Annotated in this window: 20 protein-coding genes, 5 tRNA genes and 1 pseudogene; 7 read left to right on the top strand and 19 right to left on the bottom strand. The window is 71.4% G+C overall.

The window, feature by feature from the left end:
• Positions 1-148: 148 nt before the first annotated feature.
• Both recG and ACIBAE_RS02530 read right to left on the bottom strand, forming a co-directional pair.
• The gene (gene recG / locus ACIBAE_RS02535) at positions 149-2350 is read right to left on the bottom strand and encodes an ATP-dependent DNA helicase RecG (RefSeq protein WP_399281904.1); all 2202 of its coding nucleotides are present in this window, start codon (positions 2348-2350) and stop codon (positions 149-151) included.
• Between the two features lie 106 nt (positions 2351-2456).
• Positions 2457-4091, bottom strand: a complete 1635-nt coding sequence (locus ACIBAE_RS02530; protein ID WP_399281903.1) for a DAK2 domain-containing protein — start codon at positions 4089-4091, stop codon at positions 2457-2459.
• Between the two features lie 278 nt (positions 4092-4369).
• Here ACIBAE_RS02530 and rpmB point away from each other — a divergent pair, with 278 nt between their 5' ends.
• The gene (gene rpmB, locus ACIBAE_RS02525; RefSeq protein ID WP_003957616.1) at positions 4370-4555 is read left to right on the top strand and encodes a 50S ribosomal protein L28; all 186 of its coding nucleotides are present in this window, start codon (positions 4370-4372) and stop codon (positions 4553-4555) included.
• A gap of 145 nt (positions 4556-4700) precedes the next feature.
• Here rpmB and thiD read toward each other — a convergent pair whose 3' ends face one another.
• The gene (thiD, locus tag ACIBAE_RS02520) at positions 4701-5507 is read right to left on the bottom strand and encodes a bifunctional hydroxymethylpyrimidine kinase/phosphomethylpyrimidine kinase (protein WP_399281902.1); all 807 of its coding nucleotides are present in this window, start codon (positions 5505-5507) and stop codon (positions 4701-4703) included.
• A gap of 10 nt (positions 5508-5517) precedes the next feature.
• On the bottom strand, positions 5518-6486 hold the full coding sequence (locus tag ACIBAE_RS02515) for a thiamine-phosphate kinase (RefSeq protein ID WP_399281901.1): 969 nt from the start codon (positions 6484-6486) through the stop codon (positions 5518-5520).
• A gap of 206 nt (positions 6487-6692) precedes the next feature.
• Here ACIBAE_RS02515 and ACIBAE_RS02510 point away from each other — a divergent pair, with 206 nt between their 5' ends.
• Both ACIBAE_RS02510 and ACIBAE_RS02505 read left to right on the top strand, forming a co-directional pair.
• A complete protein-coding gene (locus ACIBAE_RS02510) occupies positions 6693-6926 on the top strand; it encodes an Lrp/AsnC ligand binding domain-containing protein (protein WP_399281900.1) in 234 nt (77 codons plus the stop codon).
• Positions 6927-6967: 41 nt separating this feature from the next.
• Positions 6968-7444 (top strand): DUF3515 domain-containing protein, encoded by a 477-nt coding sequence (locus tag ACIBAE_RS02505; RefSeq protein WP_399282001.1) that lies wholly within the window; start codon positions 6968-6970, stop codon positions 7442-7444.
• 57 nt (positions 7445-7501) lie between these two features.
• Here ACIBAE_RS02505 and ACIBAE_RS02500 read toward each other — a convergent pair whose 3' ends face one another.
• The 3 genes from ACIBAE_RS02500 to ACIBAE_RS02490 all read right to left on the bottom strand — a co-directional run bounded on the left by ACIBAE_RS02500 (position 7502) and on the right by ACIBAE_RS02490 (position 10594).
• Positions 7502-8683: a D-alanine--D-alanine ligase family protein gene (locus tag ACIBAE_RS02500; RefSeq protein ID WP_399281898.1), complete on the bottom strand. Its 1182-nt coding sequence runs from the start codon at positions 8681-8683 to the stop codon at positions 7502-7504.
• A 160-nt stretch (positions 8684-8843) separates the two neighbouring features.
• Positions 8844-9845: an NAD(P)H-dependent glycerol-3-phosphate dehydrogenase gene (locus ACIBAE_RS02495; protein ID WP_399281897.1), complete on the bottom strand. Its 1002-nt coding sequence runs from the start codon at positions 9843-9845 to the stop codon at positions 8844-8846.
• Positions 9842-10594: a lysophospholipid acyltransferase family protein gene (locus ACIBAE_RS02490; RefSeq protein WP_399281896.1), complete on the bottom strand. Its 753-nt coding sequence runs from the start codon at positions 10592-10594 to the stop codon at positions 9842-9844. The genes ACIBAE_RS02495 and ACIBAE_RS02490 overlap by 4 nt, the downstream gene beginning before the upstream one ends.
• A gap of 156 nt (positions 10595-10750) precedes the next feature.
• On the opposite strand from ACIBAE_RS02490, the gene cofC reads away from it, so the two are divergent.
• Positions 10751-11536: a 2-phospho-L-lactate guanylyltransferase gene (gene cofC / locus ACIBAE_RS02485; RefSeq protein ID WP_399281895.1), complete on the top strand. Its 786-nt coding sequence runs from the start codon at positions 10751-10753 to the stop codon at positions 11534-11536.
• 37 nt (positions 11537-11573) lie between these two features.
• On the top strand, positions 11574-11777 hold the full coding sequence (locus tag ACIBAE_RS02480) for a hypothetical protein (RefSeq protein ID WP_399281894.1): 204 nt from the start codon (positions 11574-11576) through the stop codon (positions 11775-11777).
• Positions 11778-11858: 81 nt separating this feature from the next.
• Here ACIBAE_RS02480 and ACIBAE_RS02475 read toward each other — a convergent pair whose 3' ends face one another.
• The 4 genes from ACIBAE_RS02475 to leuC form a co-directional block, all read right to left on the bottom strand.
• Entirely contained in the window at positions 11859-12521 is a 663-nt protein-coding gene (locus tag ACIBAE_RS02475) for an HU family DNA-binding protein (protein ID WP_399281893.1), read from the bottom strand.
• Positions 12522-12664: 143 nt separating this feature from the next.
• Positions 12665-12892, bottom strand: coding sequence for a hypothetical protein (locus ACIBAE_RS02470; RefSeq protein ID WP_399281891.1), 228 nt, complete (start codon positions 12890-12892; stop codon positions 12665-12667).
• A gap of 104 nt (positions 12893-12996) precedes the next feature.
• On the bottom strand, positions 12997-13605 hold the full coding sequence (gene leuD, locus ACIBAE_RS02465) for a 3-isopropylmalate dehydratase small subunit (RefSeq protein ID WP_399281890.1): 609 nt from the start codon (positions 13603-13605) through the stop codon (positions 12997-12999).
• Positions 13606-13607: 2 nt separating this feature from the next.
• Positions 13608-15047, bottom strand: coding sequence for a 3-isopropylmalate dehydratase large subunit (gene leuC, locus ACIBAE_RS02460; RefSeq protein ID WP_399281889.1), 1440 nt, complete (start codon positions 15045-15047; stop codon positions 13608-13610).
• A gap of 193 nt (positions 15048-15240) precedes the next feature.
• Here leuC and ndgR point away from each other — a divergent pair, with 193 nt between their 5' ends.
• On the top strand, positions 15241-15957 hold the full coding sequence (ndgR, locus tag ACIBAE_RS02455; RefSeq protein ID WP_030361934.1) for an IclR family transcriptional regulator NdgR: 717 nt from the start codon (positions 15241-15243) through the stop codon (positions 15955-15957).
• 327 nt (positions 15958-16284) lie between these two features.
• Here ndgR and ACIBAE_RS02450 read toward each other — a convergent pair.
• From ACIBAE_RS02450 to ACIBAE_RS02415, 8 genes and pseudogenes are all read right to left on the bottom strand, one after another.
• Positions 16285-16357: transfer RNA gene (locus tag ACIBAE_RS02450), tRNA-Glu, on the bottom strand.
• A 17-nt stretch (positions 16358-16374) separates the two neighbouring features.
• A tRNA-Gln gene (locus ACIBAE_RS02445) sits at positions 16375-16446 on the bottom strand.
• A 16-nt stretch (positions 16447-16462) separates the two neighbouring features.
• Positions 16463-16535, bottom strand: a tRNA-Glu gene (locus ACIBAE_RS02440).
• 61 nt (positions 16536-16596) lie between these two features.
• Positions 16597-16669 (bottom strand) — tRNA-Glu (locus ACIBAE_RS02435).
• Positions 16670-16689: 20 nt separating this feature from the next.
• Positions 16690-16761: transfer RNA gene (locus ACIBAE_RS02430), tRNA-Gln, on the bottom strand.
• 178 nt (positions 16762-16939) lie between these two features.
• Positions 16940-18430 carry a glutamate--tRNA ligase gene (gltX, locus tag ACIBAE_RS02425; protein ID WP_399281888.1) on the bottom strand — a complete coding sequence of 497 codons (1491 nt, stop codon included), beginning with the start codon at positions 18428-18430 and terminating at the stop codon, positions 16940-16942.
• On the bottom strand, positions 18423-19208 hold the full coding sequence (locus ACIBAE_RS02420; protein WP_399281887.1) for a fumarylacetoacetate hydrolase family protein: 786 nt from the start codon (positions 19206-19208) through the stop codon (positions 18423-18425). Before ACIBAE_RS02420 ends, gltX begins: the two co-directional genes overlap by 8 nt.
• Before the next feature lie 238 nt (positions 19209-19446).
• A pseudogene (locus ACIBAE_RS02415) lies at positions 19447-19626 on the bottom strand (hypothetical protein); the annotation flags it as partial.
• 576 nt (positions 19627-20202) lie between these two features.
• Here ACIBAE_RS02415 and ACIBAE_RS02410 point away from each other — a divergent pair.
• Positions 20203-24021 (top strand): nitrate- and nitrite sensing domain-containing protein, encoded by a 3819-nt coding sequence (locus tag ACIBAE_RS02410; protein WP_399281886.1) that lies wholly within the window; start codon positions 20203-20205, stop codon positions 24019-24021.
• Positions 24022-24030 lie beyond the last annotated feature (9 nt).

Genomic DNA, 24030 nt, shown 5'->3' with positions numbered 1-24030 from the left:
CGCGGCGGGGCCGCGAGCGCACGGGCATCGCGACGGGGGGCGCGCGGTCATCGCGACGGGGCCGCGCGGCACCGGCCCCTGCCACCCCTTCTCAGCTCTTCGCAGCCCTCAACAGCCTCGTCAGTCCTTTCAGCCTTGTCAGCCTTTTTCAGCCCTTTTCGAGGTACTGCTCGCGTTCCGCGTCCAGCAGCGCGTCCAGTGCCGTGCGCAGCTCCGGGTGTCCCGCCAGCTCCGGGTCCTCGGTGACGACCACGACGGCCTCCTCGCGGGCCGCCGCGATGATCTCCTCGTCCTCGATGACCGCGAGCATCCGCAGCGAGGACCGGACACCGGACTGGGCCTGGCCGAGGACATCGCCCTCACGGCGCTGTTCGAGGTCGATGCGGGAGAGCTCGAAGCCGTCGAGGGTGGCGGCGACCGCGCCGAGCCTGGCCCGGGCGGGGGCCGCCTCCGGCATGTCGGTGACCAGCAGGCAGAGACCGGGGGCGGACCCCCGGCCGACCCGGCCGCGCAGCTGGTGGAGCTGGGAGACGCCGAACCGGTCCGCGTCCATGATCACCATCGCGGTGGCGTTGGGCACGTTCACACCGACCTCGATGACCGTGGTCGCGACGAGGACGTCGACCTCGCCCGAGGCGAAGCGCCGCATCACGGCGTCCTTGTCGTCGGGTGGCATCCGGCCGTGCAGGACCTCGACGCGCAGCCCGGCCAGCGGTCCCCGGGCCAGCTGGGCGGCGATGTCCAGGACGGCGAGCGGCGGGCGCTTGTCCGCCTCCTCGGCGGCTGCCTTCTTCTTCGGGTCGTCCTCGTCGTCACCGATGCGCGGGCAGACGACGTACGCCTGATGGCCCTTGCCGACCTCCTCGCGCACCCGCTCCCAGGCGCGGGCGAGGAAGTGCGGCTTGTCCTGGGCCGGGACGACGTGGCTGGCGATGGGTGAGCGGCCGGCCGGGAGCTGGTCCAGGACGGAGGTCTCCAGATCGCCGAAGACGGTCATCGCGACGGTGCGGGGAATGGGCGTGGCCGTCATGACCAGCAGGTGCGGTGGCTGCTTGCCCTTGGAGCGCAGGGCGTCGCGCTGCTCCACGCCGAAGCGGTGCTGCTCGTCCACGACGACCAGGCCCAGGTCGTGGAACCGCACCTTGTCCTCGATCAGGGCGTGCGTACCGATCACGATCCCGGCCTCGCCGGTGACGAGGTCGAGCAGCGCCCGGCGGCGTGCCGCCGCGCCCATGGAGCCGGTGAGCAGGACGACCTTGGTGCCGTGTTCGGCGCCGCCCAGCATCCCGCCCCGGGCCAGCTCGCCCATCATCTCGGTGATCGAGCGGTGGTGCTGCTGGGCGAGGACCTCGGTGGGCGCCAGCATGGCGGCCTGGCCGCCCGCGTCGACGACGGTGAGCATCGCCCGCAGCGCGACGAGGGTCTTCCCGGAGCCGACCTCGCCCTGGAGCAGCCGGTGCATGGGGTGTTCGGTGGCGAGGTCCGCGAAGATCTCGCCGGTGACCTTCCGCTGGCCGTCGGTGAGGGTGAACGGCAGCTCGGCGTCGAAGGCGTCGAGCAATCCGTCCGGCACCGGTTTCCGGGCCACGGCGGGGAGCTGCGCGTCCGCGTGCCGCCGCCGGGCGAGCGCGACCTGGAGGACGAACGCCTCGTCCCACTTGAGACGTTGCCGGGCACCCTCGATGTCCGCCCGGCTCTCGGGCCGGTGGACCTTGAGCAGCGCCTCGGGCAGCGAGGCGAAGCCGCGTCCCTCGCGCAGGGCGGGCGGCAGCGGGTCGACGGCTTCGGCGGCCCTGGGCAGGACCGCGTCGACCGCCTTGGTGATCTTCCAGGACTCCAGCCCCTTGCAGGCCGGATAGATCGGGATCAGCTTGCCCGCGAAGGTGTCCGCCGCCTCCGCGGTGGCGTCGGCGGCGTCGCCGGTGGCCGCGCCCAGCGGGACGTACGTGGGGTGGGCGAGCTGGAGCTTGTGGTTGAAGACGGACACCTTGCCGGCGAACATCCCGCGGCTGCCCGGCGGCAGGTCGTGCTGCGGCTTGTGGATTCCCCTGCCGAAGAAGACCAGCTGGAGCCGGCCGCTGCCGTCGGTGAGGGTGATCTCCAGGCGCTGGCCCCGGCCGTTGTTGAACTTCAGCACCCGGGAGTCGGCGACCTGGGCGACCACGGTGACGTCCTCGTCCAGCGGCAGGTCGGCCAGCTTGGTCAGCTGGCCGCGCTCCTCGTACCGCCGGGGGTAGTGGTGCAGCAGGTCGCCGACCGTGTGCAGGTCGAGGTGTTCGGCCATCACCTTCGCGGTGGCGGGGCCGAGCGTCTTCTTGAGGGGTTCATCCAGCGCGGACACGGAATCCATTGCACACCACGGCACTGACAGCCGTCGCGCACCCTCGGGTTCCAGCGGGTCGGGGGCCGTGCGGCGCGGGCCGCTGCCCGGCTGCCCGGATGCCCGGCCGGCTCGGCTATTCGACGCCGATGAGCAGCGGCGCGGACTGCCGGCCGCCCCGGTAGACGACGGTGTCGACGGCGAGATGACCCTCCCGTACGTAGAGCTCCAGTCCTTCCGCGAGGGCGTCGGGCAGGCCCTCGCCGAGCACCAGCGTGACCAGTTCCCCGCCGGCGGCCAGCATCCGGGACAGGACCGCCTCGGCGGTGGCGGCGAGGTCGGCGCCGATCACCGCCACATCGCCGTCGATGAGCCCCAGCACGTCCCCGGCCTGGCAGACCCCCGCCATGGTCCAGGACTGCCGCTCGGCGACGGCCAGTTCGGCGTAGCGGGTGGCACCGGCCGCGGAGGTCATGGCCACCACGTCCTCGTCGAAGCGGCGGTCCGGCTGGTGCACGGCGAGCGCCGCGATGCCCTGGACGGCGGCCCGGGTCGGGATGAGGGCGACCCGCACCCCTTCGGTACGCGCCTGTTCGGCGGCGGCGGCCGCGGTGTGCCGCAGGTCGGCGTCGTTCGGCAGCAGCACCACCTCGTGTGCGTGGGCCCGCCGGATCGCCTCGACCAGCTCGCCGCTGGCCGGCGGCTCCCCGGGGCGCGCGAGCACGGTCGTCGCGCCCGCCTCCGCGCAGAGCCCGGCGAGCCCCTCGCCGGGGACCACCGCGACGACGGCCCGCTGGACCCGCTCCGGCCGTCGCTCGGCCACGGCGCCGAAGTGGCTGATCCGGATGCGGTACGGGCGCCCCGCCTCGACCCCGGCCTCCACGGCGGCGCCCGCGTCGTCGACATGGATGTGGACGTTCCAGAGACCGTCGCCGCCGACGACGACCAGGGAGTCGCCGAGTCCGTCGAGCCGGTCCCGCAGCCGCGCCACGGCGCTGTCGTCCGCCTCCAGCAGATAGATCACTTCGAAGGCGGGCCCGTCGCCCTCCGCGCAGGACTCGGCCGCACCCGGTACGGACGGGTCCTCGTAGCGGCGGTGGCTCACCGGGAAGGCCGGCGGGGCGTGCCCGGTGACGGAGCCCACCAGCGCGCCGAGGACGGCGAGCAGCCCCCGCCCGCCCGCGTCGACGACACCCGCCCGTCCGAGCACGGCCAGCTGTCCCGGGGTGGCGGCGAGCGCGGCGCGCGCCCCCGCGTACGCCGCGCGCACGGTGGCGGCCGTCCCCGCCCGCGCCTCTCCGGCCTCCGCGGCGCGTTCCGCCGCCTCCGCCGCCGCGTCGGCCACGGTGAGGATGGTGCCCTCGGCGGGGTGCGCGACGGCCTCGCGGGCGAGTTCGGCGGCGCGGCGCAGCGCCGGGGCGAGGTGATGTCCGTCACCGGGCGTCTCGTCCGCCAGTACCTGCGTCATCCCGCGCAGCAGCTGCGCCAGGATCGTGCCGGAGTTCCCCCGGGCGCCGATCAGCGCGCCGTGCGCCATGGCGCGTACGGCGTCGGCCGGGGCGGGCTCGGAGTCACCGGTCTCGTGCGCGGCGAAGACCGCCTCGACGGCCCGCGCCGCGGACTCCAGGGTCAGGTAGAGATTGGTGCCGGTGTCGCCGTCCGCGACGGGGTAGACGTTGATCGCGTCGATCTCCTCGCGCTCCCGGCCGAGGGCCTCCAGCGACAGCGAGCACCAGTTCCGCACCGTGGTGGCGTCGAGGGTGTGCGGCACCTGATGGTCCTCCTTGGCGGCCTGGAAGCGGGCTGCACGCAGGGTAGCCCGCGGCCGGGTCCCGGCCTGCCCGGACCGCGGACCGGAGCGGTGACGGCGAGGGGGCCGGGAGGAGACGGCGGGAGGTCATGCTAGTTTCGTTGCACCGAAGCAGGCGTTGTATGCTGCTTCGGTTGCCCGACGAAAGTCGGGCCATTCCCCCGGTAACGCCACATCATTCATTGATTCGGGCACGCCGGATTTCTCTGTAAGTGCATCTGAAGTCTTTGGAGTGACCCGTGGCTGCCAACTGCGACGTCTGTGGCAAGGGGCCGGGCTTCGGCAACAACATTTCGCACTCGCACCGCCGTACGTCTCGTCGCTGGAACCCGAACATCCAGCGTGTGCGTGCCGTGGTCGGTCGGACGCCGAAGCGGCTCAACGTATGCACCTCGTGCATCAAGGCCGGCAAGGTCTCGCGCTGACGCCTGCGTCGTAGCGCAGCCCCTGCGGTTGCCTTGAAAAGCCGGTCCACCTCGGTGGGCCGGCTTTTTGTCGTGCCCGTGAGCCCGCCTTCCCGCCTTCCCGCCTTCCCTCCTGGCCGTTCCTGGCCGTACGGCCAGGAACCGGTCAGCGCAGGCGCCAGGCGTGGTCCACCGGGCCGATGCCCGCGCCCAGCGGGAAGCCGTGCGCGATCGCGCCGGTCACATACTCCTTGGCGGCGACCGTGGCCGCCACGACGTCCTGCCCCCTGGCCAGCCCGGCGGCGATCGCCGACGCGAGGGTGCACCCCGTCCCGTGCGTATGCCGGTTGTCGTGGCGCGGCGCCCGCAGCCAGTGCTCCTCGCCGCCGTCGGTCAGCAGATCCACCGCGTCGCCGCCGCCCGGCAGATGACCGCCCTTGATCAGCGCCCAGCGCGGCCCGAGGGCGAGTACGGCGTCCGCTCCCCGGCGCATCCCCGCCTCGTCCGTCACCTGTACGCCCGTGAGCTGCGCCACTTCGTCCAGGTTGGGCGTGGCGACGGTCGCGGCCGGCAGCAGTCGCGTCCGTACGGCGTCCAGGGCCGAGGCGGCCAGCAGCGGGTCACCGTGCTTGGAGAGCCCGACCGGGTCCACGACCACGGGGGCGGCGGTCCCGGCGAGGAGGTCCGCGACGGCGGCGACGATTTCGGCGGAGGAGAGCATGCCGGTCTTCACGGCCTGGACGCCGATGTCCTCCACGACAGCGCGGTACTGGGCCCGCACAGCGTCCACGGGCAGCTCCCAGATGCCCCGCACGCCGCGTGAGTTCTGCGCGGTGACCGCCGTGACGACGCTCATGCCGTGCACCCCGAAGGCCAGCAGGGTCTTCAGGTCCGCCTGCAGGCCCGCACCGCCGCCGGAGTCGGAACCGGCGACGGTGAGAACGCGGGGAGGCGCGTGCGCGGGGACCGTCATGGACCCGAATCTACGCGTCCTCGATGTCCCCGAAGTGGTCCCAGCCGCCCGTGCTGGTCCAGGGGGCGCCGTCGACCGTCACCAGGGGCGGCGCGGACGGGCCGAGGACCTCGCCGATCACCTTCCAGCGGGCCGGCAGCTTCACCTCCGGCGGGAACGTGGCCACGATCGCGTGGTCCTCTCCCCCGGTCAGCACCCACTGGAGCGGGTCGATCCCGACCGCCTGGCCGATGTCGTGCATCTGCGAGGGGATGTCGATCAGACCGGAGCGCAGGTCGATCCGGACGTTGCTGGCCTCCGCGATGTGCCCGAGGTCGGCGACGAGCCCGTCACTGATGTCGGTCATGGCGGTGGCGCCGAGCCCGGCCGCCGCAGGGCCCGCGTGGTAGGGCGGTTCGGGCCTGCGGTGCGCTTCCACGAAGGCGCGCGGCGAGCGGAAACCGCGCGACAGCACCGCCAGTCCGGCGGCCGACCAGCCCAACCAGCCGGTGTAGGCGACCACATTGCCCGGCTGCGCGGCCGACCTGGTCACCGGCTCGTGGCCGCGCAGATCACCGAGCGCCGTGATGGCGATCGTGATGGTGTCGCCGCGTACGACATCGCCGCCCACCACCGCCGCGCCCGCGACCTGGCACTCGTCCCGGATACCGTCCATCAGCTCGGTGGGCCAGGTGACCGGGAGTTCGGCCGGGACGACCAGGCCGAGCAGCAGCGCGGTGGGCACCGCGCCCATCGCGGCGATGTCGGCGAGATTCTGGGCGGCCGCCTTGCGCCCCACGTCGTACGCTGTCGACCAGTCCCGGCGGAAGTGCCGCCCCTCCAGCAGCAGGTCCGTACTCGCCACGACCCTGCCGTCGGGCGCGGCCACCACCGCGGCGTCGTCGCCCGGACCGAGCCGGACCGCCGGAGTGGTGGTGAGCCGGGATGTGAGCTCCCTGATGAGGCCGAACTCCCCCAACTCGCCCACGGTTCCCTTCACCGAGTCTCCCCTCTGATCGCCGGGCCGCACGTGCGGTCGCGGGCCGTCACTGCTGTAGGTACCGTCAAGACGAACGTCAACTTCTGTCCTGTGTACGCCCCACCGGGGGCGCCACCGAACGCCCGGGTCTCCCCGTGGCCCGCGGCGACGCGATACCGTGGCGTCTCTTTCCCCCACACGATCCTCGTGGCCGCCCTGGAGGTTCCGTGGTACAGGCGTACATCCTTATTCAGACCGAGGTGGGCAAGGCGACCATCATCGCCGAGACCATCGCCAAGCTCCCGGGAGTGATCCAGGCCGAGGACGTCACCGGTCCCTACGACGTGATCGTGCGCGCTCAGGCGGACACCGTCGACGAGCTGGGCCGCATGGTGGTCGCCAGAGTCCAGCAAGTGGACGGCATCACCCGCACCCTGACCTGCCCGGTCGTGCACCTGTAGCCCCCGTCTACGCTTGGGCGGTGACATCTTCCCGCCGCCCGCTGTCATGCCGCAGGCTATCCGGCCGTCCGCTCGGCTGGCTTCCCGCCGTCGTCCTGCTGACGGCGGCGGGCTGCTCCGCCACGGGAGGGGCGGCGCGGGTCGCCGTCCCGAGCCCGCCCCAGAAGGAGGCGGCGCTCTGCGGGTCGCTGCACCAGGAGCTGCCGGAGAAGGTGGCGGGGCTCGGCCGGGAGGATCCCGCACCCCGTTCCGAGCTGACCGCCGGCTGGGGCGACGGCGCGATCGTGCTGCGCTGCGGCGTCCCCCGGCCCGACCGGATGAGCGACCCCCAGGCGCGGGGCGTGGAGGTCAACGGCGTCAACTGGATGCTGGAAGAACGCGACTCGGGGCCCCGGTTCACCACCACGTATCGCGAGACCTATGTCGAGGTCTCCCTGAGCACGCGGTTCACCCATGACGCGGGTCCGCTCACCGAGCTCGCCGGGCCGGTCGCGAGGACGGTCCCGTCCAGCCTGTGACGGACAGGCGGAACGGGACCGGGTGCGGGACCTCTGGGGCCTGCGGGACCTGACGGGTCAGCGCAGGCCGGTCGGGCGGCGCAGGGCCGCCTCGATCAGCCGGTCGACCAGTTCCGCGTAGCCGACACCGCTCTCCTGCCACATCCGCGGGTACATGGAGATCGGGGTGAAGCCCGGCATCGTGTTGATCTCGTTGATGACGAACTCGCCGTCCTCGGTGAGGAAGAAGTCCGCGCGGACCAGCCCCTCGCAGGACGCGGCCTCGAACGCGTCGACCGCGAGCCGCCGCACCTCGGCCGTCTGCTCCTCGGTCAGCGGCGCGGGCACCAGACCGGCCGCCGAGTCGATGTACTTGGCCTCGAAGTCGTAGAAGTCGTGCGCCGTGACGGGCGGGATCTCGGCGGGCACGCTCGCCCGCGGCCCGTCCTCGAACTCCAGCACACCGCACTCGATCTCGCGGCCGCGCAGCAGCGCCTCCACCAGGATCTTGGGGTCGTGGCGCTGGGCCTCGGCGATCGCCTCGTCGAGTCCTGAGATGTCGTCGACCTTGGTGATCCCGATGGAGGAACCGGCCCGGGCGGGCTTCACGAAGAGCGGCCAGCCGTGCTCGGCGGCGAAGTCCACGATCTTCTCGCGGGCCGCGGCGCCCTTGCCGGCGGTGCCCCCGTCCGGGCCCTGCTCCCATTCGCGGGGGCGGATCACCACGTACGGGCCGACAGGCAGCCCGAAGGAGGTGAACACCCGCTTCATGTACTCCTTGTCCTGGCCGACGGCCGAGGCGAGGACGCCCGCGCCGACGTAGGGGACTCCGGAGAGTTCCAGCAGGCCCTGCAGGGTGCCGTCCTCACCGTACGGGCCGTGCAGCACGGGGAAGACGACGTCGACCTCGCCCAGCGCCTTGGGCACGGAGCCCGGCTCGCTGTAGACGACCTCGCGGTTGCCCGGATCGACGGAGAGGACGATCCCGCCCTCCGTGGACTCGGCGATCTGCTCGACGCTCGGCAGGGTGCGGTCGGCGATGGCCATCCGCTCCGGGTCGTCGGCGGTGAGCGCCCAGCGGCCGTCGGTGGTGATGCCGATCGGCAGGACGTCGTACTTGGTCCGGTCGATGGACCGCAGCACGGCGCCGGCCGTGACCACCGAAATGGCGTGCTCGGAGCTCCGGCCGCCGAACACGACGGCGACACGCGGCTTGCGGAGCTGCTGCTCAGGGCTCTGGGAGGGGTTCTCGCTGCTCATATCGCGATGAGAGTACCTGTTGACCGCGCGGGAGTCAGCGGCGACAGGGCCTGGCCGGGCGCGGCTGACGCGGTCGGTCGCACCGGCGTGCCGGTCGATGGCGTTCGGAGAGCGCCGTTCGGTGACCGCCGTTCGGAGACCGCCGTTCGGAGACCGCCGTTCAGTGGCGTTCGGCCTTGGCGCTGCGCGACATCAGCTCCTTGAGCGCGACGAGCGGCGGCTTGCCGTTGTGCACGATGTCCACCACGGTTTCGGTGATCGGCATGTCGACCCGGTGGCGCCGGGCCAGATCCAGTACGGATTCGCAGGACTTGACGCCCTCGGCGGTCCGTTTGGTGACGGCGATGGTCTCCTGGAGTGTCATGCCGCGGCCCAGGTTGGTGCCGAAGGTGTGGTTGCGGGAGAGCGGCGAGGAGCAGGTGGCGATCAGATCACCCATGCCGGCGAGGCCGGAGAAGGTGTGCGGGTCGGCGCCCATGGCCATCCCGAGCCGGGTGGTCTCGGCGAGGCCCCGGGTCATCAGGGAGGCTTTGGTGTTGTCGCCGAGGCCCATGCCGTCGGCGATGCCGACGGCGAGACCGATCACGTTCTTGACCGCTCCGCCGAGTTCGCAGCCGACGACATCGGTGTTGGTGTAGGGGCGGTAGTAGGGCGTGTGGCAGGCGGACTGGAGCCGCTGGGCGACCGCCTCGTCCCGGCAGGCGACCACGGCCGCGGCCGGCATCCGGGCGGCGATCTCCGCGGCGAGGTTGGGCCCGGTGACCACGGCGACCCGCTCGGCCGGCACCTTGGCGACCTCCTCGATCACCTCGCTCATCCGCTTGGCGGTGCCGAGTTCGACGCCCTTCATCAGCGAGACGAGCACGGTGTCGCCGGGCAGCAGGGGCGCCCACTCGGCGAGATTGCCGCGCAGCGTCTGCGAGGGCACGGTGAGCACGGTGAAGTCGGCGCCGCTCGCGGCGGCCGCCGGGTCGGTCGTGGCCGTTACCCCGGCGGGCAGTTCGAGGCCCGGCAGATAGTCGGGGTTGGTACGGGTGGTGTTGATGATGTCGGCGATCTCCTGGCGCCGGCCCCAGATGGTCACCTCGCACCCGGCGTCGGCGAGGATCATGGCGAACGCGGTCCCCCAGGAACCCGCTCCGAAAACGGCGACCCGCGTCACTTCGACCCCTCTTCCGCGGCCTTGCGCCGCTGTTCCGCCCTGGCTTTGCGATGGTCGTAGGTGGCCGTGGGCACCGGCTCCCCGCGTACCTCGGAGAGCAGCTCCGTGATGGCGGCCATGATGACCTCGGTCGCCTCGCGCAGCAGTTCAGGCGTGGCTTCCCGGTCCTCGAACCGGGAGAGGTCGACCGGCGGTCCGGCCAGGACCTTCAGCGTCTTGCGCGGGAAGAGCCGGAAGCGCTTCTCCTTGGCGTACGGCGGCATCGCCAGGTTGGCGCCCCACTGCGCGACGGGGATGACGGGGGCCTTGGTGAGCAGCGCCACCCGGGCCGCGCCGGTCTTGCCGGCCATCGGCCACATCTCGGGGTCGCGGGTGAGGGTGCCTTCCGGGTAGAAGGCGACGCATTCGCCGCGCTCGATGGCGTCGACCGCCGCCCGGAACGCGTCCAGTGCGTCGGTGCTCTCGCGGTAGACGGGAATCTGCCCGGTGCCACGGAGTATCGCGCCGACGAAGGAACCCCTGAAGAGCGCCGCCTTCGCCAGGAATCGCGGGACGCGTCCGGTGTTGTACTGGAAGTGGGCGTAGGAGAGAGGGTCCAGATAGGAGTTGTGGTTGACCGCGGTGATGAATCCACCGTCGGCCGGAATGTGCTCCAGACCCTGCCAGTCCCGCTTGAACAGAACGACGAGCGGCGGTTTGGCGATGACCGCCGCCAGGCGGTACCAGAAGCCGATTCTGCGGCGGGACACTCGGACACCTTCCTGTTCCGGCCCGGCTGACGCCCGGCCGCGGGAGGCCAAGTGTCGCCCCGGCCCCCTGCTCTGTCGAGAACACCGTACGCCCCGGTGGCGGGACCGGTCCCGTGGGCCGCGAGGGTGCCGGGCCACAATAGAGGGCCGATACACATGGACGGAGAGTTCGCCACGAACACCGACCCGACCGGGCGCTGGTCCCTGGTCGTTCCGCTCAAACCGCTCCGGCTGGCCAAGAGCAGGCTCGCCCGGTCCGCCGGGGACGCCCTGCGTCCGCTGCTCGCCCTGGCGTTCGCGCAGGACACGGTCGCCGCCGCGCTGGCCTGCCCCGCTGTCCTGGATGTGGTGGTCATCACGGACGATGCGACGGCGGCGGCGGAGCTCGCCGCGCTGGGGGCGCGCATCGTGGCGGACACCCCGGCGGGCGGCCTCAACGCGGCGCTGGCGCATGGTGTGGACGCCGTCAGGGCAGCCCGGCCCGGCGCGGCGGTGGCCGCGCTCAACGCGGATCTGCCGGCGCTCCGGCCCGGGGAACTGGCCCGGGTCCTGACCGCCGCCGGGGCATTTCCGCGTGCTTTTCTCGCGGATGCCGCCGAAATCGGTACGACATTGCTGACGACCGCTCCGGGTACGGAATTGAATCCGGCATTCGGCGGCCCGTCGAGGCACCGGCATTTGTCCTCGGGCGCGGTGGAAATAGAACTGGCGGGGGTGGATTCCGTGCGGCGGGACGTCGATACGGGTGACGATCTGCTGGTGGCCGCGGCGCTGGGCCTCGGCCCGTACACGGCCCGGCGGTACGCGGCGTACGGATCGCCGCCGCGGTCCGAACCGGAGGGGAGGACCCAGCAGCGGACCGGGACACGGCCCGCGGCACGGGCCGAAGCCCGACCGGAGCCACGGACGGAGCCAGGTGTCCGGCCGCGGCCGGGCCACTGAGGGCGGGCTCCGGAGGCGGGACCGATACGCTGGCGGTATGCAGGCGACCGCGTACACATACGCATCCGAATCCCGCAGCGGGAGTGTGCTGCTGGACGACGGCACCCCGGTGGAGTTCGACGCGGCGGCCTTCGACGCCGGCGGCCTGCGGCTGCTCCGGGCGGGCCAGCGGGTGCGGATCGAGACCGAGGGCGAGGGCGCGGCCCGCCGGATCACCCTGGTGACGCTCCAGACGTTCTGAGCGGGCCGATCGCCCCGTACAACACCGCGGGCCGGGCTCCCCGAGGGGAGCCCGGCCCGGCGCGTGTGGCCATGTCGCCGCTTACTTGGCGGCGGCGGTCTTCTTGGCGGTCGTCGTACGCGCGGTGGTCTTCCTCGCGGGCGCCTTCTTGGCGATGGCCTTCTTGGCCGGCGCGGTCTTCTTCGCGGCGGTCTTCTTGGCCGCGGTCGTGGTGGCGGCGGTCTTCTTCGCCGCCGGAGTGGCCTTCTTGGCGGTGGTCTTCTTCGCCGCCGTCGTGGTCTTCTTCGCCGCGGTCTTCGCGGGCGCGGTCTTCGCGGGCGCGGTCTTCCTGGCGGTCGTCTTCGCCGCCGTCGCCTTCTTGGCGGTGGCCTTCTTGGCCGCGGCCTTGGCGGTCGTACGGGTGGAAGAACCGCCCGAGAGGCTGCCCTTGGGGGCCTTCTTGACGGCCACGTCGTTCTTGGGGAGCTTCTTCGAGCCGCTGACCAGGTCCTTGAAGCCCTGACCCGCGCGGAAGCGCGGAACGGAGGTCTTCTTGACCCGTACGCGCTCACCCGTCTGCGGGTTGCGGGCGTAACGGGCCGGACGGTCGACCTTCTCGAACGAGCCGAAGCCGGTGACCGAGACCCGGTCGCCCGCGACCACCGCGCGGACGATCGCGTCGAGTACCGCGTCGACCGCGTCCGCGGCCTGCTGGCGGCCGCCGACCTTGTCCGCAATCGCTTCTACGAGCTGCGCCTTGTTCACGTCTTCCCCTTCGGAGACATTGCCAGAACGAAAGTGTTCAAGCGTTTTCGCACGTTAGGCAGATATATACCGCAAATCAAACACGAAACGGGCTAATCACCCTAGTGCCGCAACGAAGTCGACCTGGCGGAGTTCCGCCGAGGTCAGACACCTTCGGGAAAACGGCCCTCGTCGAGGTCCTTCTTGAAGCGGTCCAGACGCCTTGCCGCGTCCGGGAGATCGTGTTTCGCCGCGGCCGTGATGACCAGCAGCTTCCGGGAGAGCGCCATCCGTACGCTCTCCGGGACTTGCAGTCCGCGCACTGTTGTGTGCGCTTCTTTCAGTTGTTCGGCGACCAACCCGTAAAGCTTGAGTTGGTTGTCGCGTTCCATGCACCGATTGTGCCATCTGGGGCGAGTTGTCGCTTCAGGGGGTGTCAACAAGCAACTGCACCCCCTGCCGGACGGCAGGGGGTGCAGTGGGGGAAAAGCGCTGCTCAGGCGGTAATCGTGCGGGGTTTGAAGGCCGGTCGGGCCGTCTCGTAAGCGGCGATGTCCGCTTCGCTCCGAAGGGTGAGGCTGATGTCGTCGAGCCCGTTCAGCAGGCGCCAGCGGGCGTCTTCGTCAAGCTCGAAATCGGCCAACAGCTCCACGCCGCCGGGAGCGGCGGCACGGACCTGGCGCCGCTCCAGGTCGACGGTGACCTCGGACCGCGGGTCGCTCTCGGCGATCTCCCAGAGGGCGTCGACGACCGACTGCTCCAGAACCACGGTCAGCAGACCGTTCTTGAGCGAGTTGCCACGGAAGATATCCGCGAACCGCGAGGAGATGACGGCCTTGAAGCCGTAGTTCTGCAGGGCCCAGACGGCGTGTTCCCGGGAGGAACCCGTACCGAAGTCGGGTCCGGCCACCAGGACGGTCGCCCCGGCGTACACGGGCTGGTTGAGGACGAAGTCGGGCTGCTTGCGCCACGCCTCGAAGAGCCCGTCCTCGAAGCCGTCGCGGGTGACCTTCTTGAGCCAGTGGGCCGGGATGATCTGGTCCGTGTCGACGTTGCCGCGGCGCAGCGGGACGGCGCGGCCGGTGTGCGTGGTGAAGGCTTCCATGGTTATCGCGCTCCAGCGGGCGTACGGACGTCGGCGGCTTCGTCGGACAGGTCGGCGGGCGAGGCCAGATGGCCCAGCACGGCGGTGGCGGCGGCGACCTGGGGAGAGACCAGATGGGTGCGGCCGCCCTTGCCCTGCCTGCCCTCGAAGTTGCGGTTGGAGGTGGAGGCGGAGCGTTCGCCGGGCGCGAGTTGGTCGGGGTTCATGCCCAGACACATGGAGCAGCCCGCGTGCCGCCATTCGGCTCCGGCGGTGGTGAAGACCTTGTCCAGGCCCTCTTCGACCGCCTGGAGCGCGACCCGTACCGAGCCGGGGACCACCAGCATCCGCACGCCGTCGGCGACTTTGCGGCCGTCCAGGATCGAGGCGGCGGAGCGCAGGTCCTCGATACGGCCGTTGGTGCAGGAGCCTACGAAGACGGTGTCGACGCTGATGTCACGCAGCGCCTGCCCGGCGGTCAACCCCATGTATTCCAGGGCCTTTTCGGCGGCGTGGCGCTCCGAAGCGTCCTCGTACGAGGCAGGGTCGGGGACCCGTGCGGAGAGCGGTGCGCCCTGGCCCGGGTTGGTGCCCCAGGTGACGAACGGCGCGAGTTCCGTGGCGTCGATGAAGACCTCGGCGTCGAAGACCGCGTCGTCGTCGGTGCGCAGCGTCTTCCAGTACGCGACGGCCGCGTCCCAGTCCTCGCCCCGGGGGGCGTGGTCGCGGCCCTCCAGGTAGGCGAAGGTGGTCTCGTCCGGGGCGATCATGCCCGCGCGGGCGCCGGCCTCGATCGACATGTTGCAGATGGTCATCCGGGCCTCCATCGAGAGTTTCTCGATGGCCGAGCCCCGGTATTCGAGGATGTAGCCCTGGCCGCCGCCGGTGCCGATCCTGGCGATGATGGCGAGGATCAGGTCCTTGGCGGTGACGGCGTCGGGCAGCTCGCCCTCCACCGTGATGGCCATGGTCCTGGGGCGGGCCAGCGGCAGTGTCTGGGTGGCCAGGACGTGCTCGACCTGGCTGGTGCCGATGCCGAACGCGAGCGCGCCGAAGGCGCCGTGGGTGGAGGTGTGGCTGTCGCCGCAGACCACGGTGGTGCCGGGCTGGGTCAGCCCCAGCTGGGGGCCGACGACATGGACGACGCCCTGCTCGACATCGCCCAGCGGGTGCAGCCGGACGCCGAAGTCGGCGCAGTTCTTGCGGAGCGTCTCCAGCTGCACACGGGAGACCGGGTCCGCGATGGGCTTGTCGATGTCGAGGGTCGGGGTGTTGTGGTCCTCGGTCGCGATGGTGAGGTCGAGCCGCCGCACCTGGCGGTCGTTCTGGCGCAGGCCGTCGAACGCCTGGGGGCTGGTCACCTCGTGCAGCAGGTGCAGATCGATGAAGAGAAGGTCGGGCTCGCCCTCCGCGCGCCGGACGACATGGTCGTCCCAGACCTTCTCCGCGAGTGTCCTACCCATCGCTTTCCCTCCGGCCGGCCTGGTGCGGCCGGCGCTCCTAGAGATATGCGGCCATGTCCTGCCGCACGCGCTCTGTCCCACGTGCTGGACGCCGGCCGGGGACCCGATGGTCCGCGGGCCCGTAGTTACAGGTTGACAAGTTCGCCGCGAAAAGGAACTTGCGTTTCACAGAGTGAGACGCGAATATCGTTGCATGGACAACTCTAGCGGCGTCGGCGTTCTCGACAAGGCTGCTCTCGTACTGAGCGCCCTGGAGTCCGGTCCGGCCACCCTCGCCGGGCTGGTCGCGGCGACCGGGCTCGCACGACCCACGGCCCACCGGCTGGCCGTGGCTCTGGAACACCACCGGATGGTGGCGAGGGACATGCAGGGCCGGTTCATCCTCGGCCCCCGGCTGGCCGAGCTGGCCGCGGCGGCGGGCGAGGACCGCCTGCTGGCCACGGCCGGGCCCGTACTCACGCATCTGCGGGACGTGACCGGCGAGAGCGCTCAGCTCTATCGCCGTCAGGGCGACATGCGGATCTGCGTGGCGGCGGCGGAGCGGCTGTCCGGTCTGCGGGACACCGTCCCGGTCGGCTCGACCCTCACCATGAAGGCGGGCTCCTCGGCCCAGATCCTGATGGCCTGGGAGGAGCCCGAGCGGCTGCACCGAGGACTGCAGGGGGCCCGTTTCACGGCGACGGCGCTCTCGGGCGTACGGCGCAGGGGCTGGGCCCAGTCGATCGGCGAACGGGAGCCGGGCGTGGCCTCGGTCTCGGCGCCGGTGCGCGGCCCGTCCAACCGTGTGGTCGCCGCCGTGTCGGTGTCCGGACCGATCGAGCGCCTCACCCGGCACCCGGGGCGGATGCACGCCCAGGCCGTGATCGACGCGGCGGGGCGGCTCAGCGAGGCCCTGCGCCGCACGAGCTGACGCCCGCGCGTCCGCGCGAACCGCCGCGTTCACCGCCGCGCTCACCGCCACCGGCCGGCCGCTCCAGCGCCGCAGCGACCGGCCCGGCACCCGGCCCTGTCGGCCCTCGCACTCCCGCGACCGGCCACCAGCTGCGCGGCGCGCGGAACTTGCTGACGCGCATCCCATGAGGAGCAGCCGCGCGGGCGGCGCCCGGTCGGAGACCGAGGGATCCAACCGGCGCTCGGCCGAGGAGGCTTGCGACGTGGGACGGGCGCGGGAACGGCACGGAACGGAGAAAAGCAGGAAGGCCCTCCGCGATGCGGAGGGCCTTCCTGCGTCTTGTTGTACCCCCGACCGGATTCGAACCGGCGCTACTGCCGTGAGAGGGCAGCGTGCTAGGCCGCTACACAACGGGGGCAAGGACCAGAGGTCCAGCTGGGCTACCAGGACTCGAACCTAGAACAACGGAACCAGAAACCGTCGTGTTGCCAATTACACCATAGCCCATGGTGATTACTGTGCGTACCCCCGACCGGATTCGAACCGGCGCTACTGCCGTGAGAGGGCAGCGTGCTAGGCCGCTACACAACGGGGGCCCTAGCGATCCTGCATCGACGCGTCCGGGTGCGACCCGAAGACATCGGAGAGAAGGATCTGTACCCCCGACCGGATTCGAACCGGCGCTACTGCCGTGAGAGGGCAGCGTGCTAGGCCGCTACACAACGGGGGCGTTGCAGAACATCTTCTGCGCTGGGCTACCAGGACTCGAACCTAGACTAACGGAACCAGAAACCGTCGTGCTGCCAATTACACCATAGCCCACCAAAACTCAACCCCCGCCAGGGGGCTTTGCTTGGCTTGCGCCTCTCGGTCCGGCCTTTCGGCCTTCTCGGGCGGCGCAGGAAGAACATTACCCGAAGGTGGACAGCGCTCCAAAACGGGTAAGCGCCGGGCGGCCACCGGGTTACCGGGGGCCGCCCTTTCGCCGTACGGACCGTACCTACGCGGCGAGCTTCGCCAGGGCCGCGTCGATGCGGGACAGGGTGCGGTCGCGGCCCAGGAGCTCCAGGGACTCGAACAGCGGCAGGCCCACCGTGCGGCCGGTGACGGCCACGCGGACCGGGGCCTGGGCCTTGCCCAGCTTGAGGCCGTGCTCCTCGCCGGCGGTGAGGACCGCGTTCTTGAGCGCCTCGGTGTTCCAGTCCGCCTCGGCGATCTTCGTACGGGCGGTGGCCAGCAGGGCGTTGGCGCCCGGCTTCATCGCCTTCGCCCAGGACGCCTCGTCCTCGACCGGCTCGTCGAGGAAGAGGAAATCGACGTTGGCGGTGATGTCCGAGAGCACCGTGAGCCGGGTCTGGGCCAGCGGGGCCAGCGCGTCGAAGGCGGCGGCGTCGAAGGACTCCGGGGACCAGGGCGCGTGCGGGGCCTTCAGCCAGGGGCCGCAGGCCTCGGCGAACGTCTTCACGTCCAGCTGCCGGATGTGGTCGGCGTTGATCGCCTCGGCCTTCTTCAGGTCGAAGCGGGCCGGGTTGGCGTTGACGTCCGCGATGTCGAACGCGGCGACCATCTCCTCCATGGAGAAGAGATCGCGGTCGTGCGAGAGGGACCAGCCCAGCAGCGAGAGGTAGTTGAGCAGCCCCTCGGGCAGGAACCCGCGCTCGCGGTAGAGGTTGAGGGACGCCTGCGGGTCACGCTTGGAGAGCTTCTTGTTGCCCTCGCCCATCACGTACGGGAGGTGCCCGAACGCCGGGATCTCCTTGGCGATGCCCAGCTCGATCAGCGCCTTGTAGAGCGCGACCTGGCGCGGGGTGGAGGACAGCAGGTCCTCACCGCGCAGTACGTGCGTGATCTCCATCAGCGCGTCGTCGACCGGGTTGACGAGCGTGTAGAGAGGGGCCCCGTTGGCGCGGACGATCCCGTAGTCCGGGACGTTCTCCGGGGTGAAGGTCAGCTCACCGCGGACCAGGTCCGTGAAGGTGATCGGCTCGTCGGGCATCCGGAAGCGCACGATGAAGGTGCGCCCCTCGGCCTCGTACGCGGCCACCCGCGCGTCCGACAGGTCGCGGCAGTGCCCGTCGTAGCCCGAGGGCCTGCCGGCGGCGCGGGCGGCGTCGCGGCGGGCCTCCAGCTCCTCGGCCGTGCAGTAGCAGTGGTACGCGTGCCCCGCGGCCAGCAGCTTCTCGGCGGTGTCGCGGTAGAGGTCCATCCGCTGCGACTGGCGGTAGGGGGCGTGCGGGCCGCCGATCTCGGGGCCCTCGTCCCAGTCGAGCCCCAGCCAGCGCATCGAGTCGAGCAGCGCCTGGTACGACTCCTCGGAGTCGCGCGCCGCGTCGGTGTCCTCGATGCGGAAGACCATGGTGCCGCCGTTGTGGCGGGCGAACGCCCAGTTGAAGAGGGCGGTGCGGACCAGGCCCACGTGCGGGTTGCCGGTCGGCGAGGGACAGAAACGTACGCGGACGGACGTGTCCGTACCGCTGTGTGCGCTAGCCACGCTTGATCACCCTGTTGGTGAGAGTGCCGATGCCTTCGATGGTGACGGCGACCTCGTCGCCGACACTGAGGGGGCCGACCCCGGCGGGGGTGCCCGTGAGGATGACGTCGCCCGGGAGCAGCGTCATGGCCTCGGTGATGTGGACGACCAGGTCCTCGATGGAGCGGATCATGTCGCTCGTACGGCCGAGCTGGCGCTGTTCGCCGTTGACCGTGCACTGGATGGTGACATCGGAGGGGTCGAAGTCGGTCTCCACCCAGGGGCCGAGCGGGCACGAGGTGTCGAAGCCCTTGGCGCGGGCCCACTGCTTCTCGCGCTCCTGCGCGTCGCGGGCGGTGACGTCATTGGCACACGTGTAGCCGAAGATGACGTCCTTGACGCGCTCACGGGGGACCTCGCGGCACATCCGGCCGATGACGACGGCCAGTTCGGCCTCGTGATGGACCTCGTTCGAGAAGGCCGGGTACTCGATCGCGTCGCCGGAGCCGATCACCGAGGTGGTGGGCTTGAAGAAGGCGACGGGCGCCTCGGGGACCGCGTTGCCCAGCTCCGCCGCGTGCTCCGCGTAGTTGCGGCCGATACCCACGACCTTGTTGGGGAGCACGGGCGGGAGGAGCCGTACCTTGCTCAGCGGGACCTTGACCCCGGAGAGCTCGAAGTCGGTGTACGGAATGCCCTTGATGATGTCGAGGACGAGGCCGGCGGGGTCGCCGCTGCCTTCGCCCTCGACCGCGCCGAAGGCGACATTGCCGTCGATGGAGAATCTGGCGATGCGCACGGGATGCTGTCGCCCTTCACTTGCTGGCTGGTACTGGAGACTGACGCTCCAGGCTAGCGCGGCGGGTGAAGGCGGCCTCGCGGCTTTCCGTGCGGGCCGATGCGGATCATGCCGATGGGCGGCGGGCGGATCCCCTCCACTGCCCGGCGGACGCGTCCTACTGCCCGGTGGACGCGTCCTGGGCGGTGGCGGCGTCCGGCGCGGCGGTCTCCGGGGCCGGGGAGAGGTCCTGCGCCGTGGAGGCGGCCGACGCGGCGGGGGCGACCATCAGGATCGTGCGGCGCGGGTTGGCGGTCCGGGTCGGCAGGGTGAGCGGGTGCTCCGGCCGTTCGGTGGGGATCAGGTGCGCGGCGTCCTTGAGGTGCGCGAGCGTGGTGCGCCGGGGGTTGGCCGTATTGCCGGACGTTGTCGTCTTCATCTGTGGTCTCTGAGCCCTGTTCGCGGCGGGGCGCCCAGGGCGCCGGTGGTCGGATGTTCCATCCCTGTAAAGCGTCAGGCTAAACATCCGATTCCCGGCGCGGGCCGGGATCTCCCGCCGAATCACATGTGAGTTTGCTCACGACTGGACAGGCATTTACCTCATTACGGACAGTCGCGGGCCGCCACAGAAACGGACATTGCCTCACTGAACGTTTCATTCCACTCAGGCCCACGGGGGCCTCGACACCCCCTGCCCGTAAGTGCTTTGTAAAGAAAAGTCCGCTTCCTCCACGAACCGCTTCTACGGCTCGTGATGCGGCGCTCACGCCGTGTCATGCGACCGCGGCCGAACCGGCCGCCCTTGTTGGAGATCCTGCACTGTGCTGGAATTCCCCCCACCGCCGCGGGTTTCAAACCGGCGCGCAGAGGCGCTGCAGAGCGCCGAGTGGCGGCGGGGGAAGGGGAGCTGCGCCGGTCACTCACGACCACCACTGGGGAGCGTTCTGCACCCCACGACGCCGACACCGTCCCGCCGTTCAGCGGAGGGACGCCTGGTCCAGAGGTTGCGACGCTAGTGCAGGGACGTTTCAAGAGGGATAGCAGCGCTGCGGCGGAGCAGGAGTCCCGTGGCGGAACCGACCGCGGCTCCTCGCCCCAGCACACCCAGAACCCGGGCCCGGCAGCCTCGGGCGAGAACGGCGGCCGTGGCGGCCACTCCGGAGCCGCGCCCGTCGGCGAGAGTCCCGTGGCCGCGCCCGAGCCCGTGGGCCCCCCTGACGCGGGCTCCCGAATAGCGCTGCGCAACTGGCGCATCAGCACCCGTCTCGTCTCCCTGCTCGCTCTTCCGGTGGTCGCGGCCACCACGCTGGGCGGCCTCCGGATCAACGAGTCGATGAACGACATGCAGCAGCTGGAGCACATGCAGCTGCTGACCAAGATGACCAAGGAGGCGACCAGCCTCGCCGCCGCGCTCCAGGCGGAGCGTGACGAGTCGGCCGGTCCGCTCACCAACGGCCAGGGCTCCAAGGACTTCAAGGTCCAGGACCGCCGTACGAAGACCGACCGGGCGAAGAAGGCCTTCCTCGACGCCACCGTCGACATCGGCAACACCGACGGTGACGAGGCGCTGGAGAGCATCCGCTCCAACGTCAACCAGATCGCCAGCCAGGTCAACGAGATCAACAAGATCCGCAAGTCCGCCTACACCTCGGACTCGGACGCCCTGACGGTCGACGCGTACAGCGGACTGATCGACTCCCTGCTGAGCCTTTCGCAGGACATGGCCCAGGCGACCAGCAACCCGGACATGATCAAGCGGACCCGTGCGCTGGCCGCGTTCTCGTCCGCCAAGGAGTACGCCTCCATCCAGCGGGCGATCATCGCCGCCGCGCTGCCCGCCGACCCCAAGATCAAGGGCAAGCTCAGCGAGAACGACCGGCTCTACGGTCTGGCCGCGGCGACCAAGGAGAAGAACGCCCTCACCTCCTTCAGCTCGCTGTACGAATCCATGGGCGGCGACGCCGAAGAGCTGATGGCACCGCTCAACGGCCAGGGCAACCCGGAGATCGAGGCGGCCGCCAAGTACGCGGACCGCGTCCTCGGTACCGAGGACGGACTGCGGGACCGGCCCAACCGCTCGTATCTGGACTGGACCGACCAGGCGTCCACCCGGATCAACGCGATGAAGACCATCGAGGCCACGCTGCTGGGCGAGATGGAGGGCAAGGCCCGTGAGCTGCGGCAGGACTCGCAGCGCGAGGCGCTCATCAACGGTGCGCTGATCCTCGTCGTCCTCGGCGTCTCGCTCGTCGGCGCCTTCGTGGTGGCCCGCTCCATGATCCGCTCGCTGCGCCGGCTCCAGGACACGGCGACCAAGGTCGCCCAGGAACGGCTGCCCGAGCTGGTCAAGCAGCTCTCCGAGTCGGACCCGCAGGATGTCGACACGTCCGTCGAGTCGGTCGGTGTGCACTCCCGGGACGAGATCGGACAGGTCGCCGCGGCCTTCGACGACGTGCACCGCGAGGCCGTCCGGCTCGCCGCCGAGCAGGCCCTCCTGCGAGGCAACGTCAACGCGATGTTCACCAACCTCTCGCGCCGCAGCCAGGGCCTCATCCAGCGTCAGCTGTCACTGATCTCCGAGCTGGAGTCCCGTGAGGCCGACCCGGACCAGCTCTCCTCGCTCTTCAAGCTGGACCACCTCGCGACCCGTATGCGCCGTAACGGCGAAAACCTCCTGGTCCTCGCCGGTGAGGAGCCGGGCCGCCGGTGGACCCGGCCGGTCCCGCTGGTCGACGTACTCCGTGCCGCCGCCTCCGAGGTGGAGCAGTACGAGCGCATCGAGCTGACCTCGGTCCCGGCGACCGAGGTCGCCGGACGCGTCGTCAACGACCTCGTGCACCTCCTCGCCGAGCTGCTGGAGAACGCCACGTCGTTCTCCTCGCCGCAGACGAAGGTCCGGGTCACCGGTCACGCGCTGCCCGACGGGCGGGTGCTGGTCGAGATCCACGACACGGGCATCGGTCTCTCCCCCGAGGACCTCGCGGCGATCAACGAGCGGCTCGCCTCGCCGCCCACCGTGGACGTCTCGGTCTCGCGCCGGATGGGTCTGTTCGTGGTCGGCCGGCTGTCCCTGCGCCACGGCATCCGGATCCAGCTGCGTCCGTCCGACTCCGGCGGTACGACCGCGCTCGTCATGCTGCCGGTCGATGTCGCCCACGGCGGCAAGAAGGGCCCGGTCGGCCGGCCCGGTGTGGGCGCACCCGGCGGCCAGAACGGCGTGAGCGCCGGTCCCGGCGCTGTGGGCGGCCAGCTGACCAGCGGTCCCGGTGCGGCCGGTGGCGGCCGTCCCGGTCTCGCCGCGGGTGCGCCGCGCGGCCAGGTCGGGGCCGGTACGAGCCCGCGCGCCGCGCTGCCGTCGCGTGACGGATCGCAGGGCGGACCCCAGGCCGGCGGAGCGCAGGACCAGCAGCGTCAGGGATCCGGCCAGCCCAGCGTCTTCGGCCAGAACGCCTTCGGCGCGCAGAACCAGGGCCCCGGCCAAAACGGCCAGGGCGGTCAGGGTGGTCAGGGCCACGGCGACCAGAGCCAGGGTCAGCATCAGGGGCAGGGCCGTACGGACCATCCCGGGGCGCCGGTCGGCCAGCAGGGCCAGCACGGCCAGGGGGGCCAGAACGGCTACGGCGGCCACGCCCAGAACGCCTTCCAGCAGGGCGGCGCCCCCGACCACGGCCGGCAGCTCCCGCCGCCCGGCGGGCCGCGCGCCGAACTGCCCGGCGGCAACCCGCAGCCCCGGCAGCAGCGTCCCGAGACCACCAGCTGGGGCAGCGAGCAGCCGTCCGCACCGCAGCGCCCCTCGCTGGACGCCCCGCGCGGCCACGAGGAGCACGAGACCACCGGCCAGTACGGCAGGCCGATGGCCGAGCGGCAGGGGCCCGGCTCCACCGCCGAGTTCCAGCGCCCGGACTACAACGGGCCCCGGCCCGACCTGAACCAGGGGCGCGGCGGCGAACAGCAGGACGCCGCGGCCACGGCCCAGTTCCCCCGCCCGGACTTCGACAACGCCCCGGCGGGCTACGACAACCCGGGCACCACCGGCAACGCCGGCGGCAGCGGCACCCCTGCCGGCAGCGGCTATCAGCCGGACTACAACGCGCAGCAGAACTACGCCGCGCCGCAGTCCGGCTACCGGGGGCCGGCCGACTTCAACGCCCCGCAGCAGGGCTACAGCGCCCCGCAGCAGGACTTCAACGCCCCGCGTCCGCAGGCGCCGTCACCCGCGTCCGGTCCGGGCGGCGGGTACCGCCAGCCGGGTCTGCCGCAGCAGCCGGGGCCCGAGGCGCTGCCGCCGGCCGGTCCCGGTGACGGCCGCACGCCGCTGTTCGACTCGCTGGAGACGAACTGGTTCCACGGCACGCAGCCGGGCGGCCGCCCGCAGGAGCAGCAGGCGCCGCAGCAGGGTGGGCCGTCCGGGCCCGCCTCGATGCCGCGCCGTGAGCCGATGCCCCAGCGCGGTTCCACCGGCGGAGCGGGCGGCCCCGGCCTGCCCGCTCCGAGTACGAACGGTTCCGGTGCCCACGGCGCCGGCGCGACCTCCTCCTGGCGCACGTCGCCCAACGACGAGCTGGTACGCCAGGCGGAGCGGGTCAAGAAGCCCGCGGCGGGCGGTATCACCACCTCCGGTCTGCCCCGCCGGGTACCGCGTGCCAATCTGGTGCCCGGCACCGCGCAGGAACAGAACAACCAGGCCGGTCCGCAGGTTTCACGTGCGCCAGCGGACGTACGTGGCCGGCTGACCAATCTCCGTCGGGGTATTCAGCAGGGTCGCCAGGCCGGTAACACCGGTCCGGCGGGCAACGGCTTCAACCTCGGCACCTCTCACCAGCAGGAGCGTTAGTTGAGTCCG

It is taken from the genome of Streptomyces sp. NPDC051569 (genome assembly GCF_044454085.1).
Taxonomy (GTDB): Bacteria; Actinomycetota; Actinomycetes; order Streptomycetales; family Streptomycetaceae; genus Streptomyces.
The sequence above is the reverse complement of the archived record's forward strand: the minus strand, read 5'-3'. Positions and strand labels throughout refer to the sequence as shown.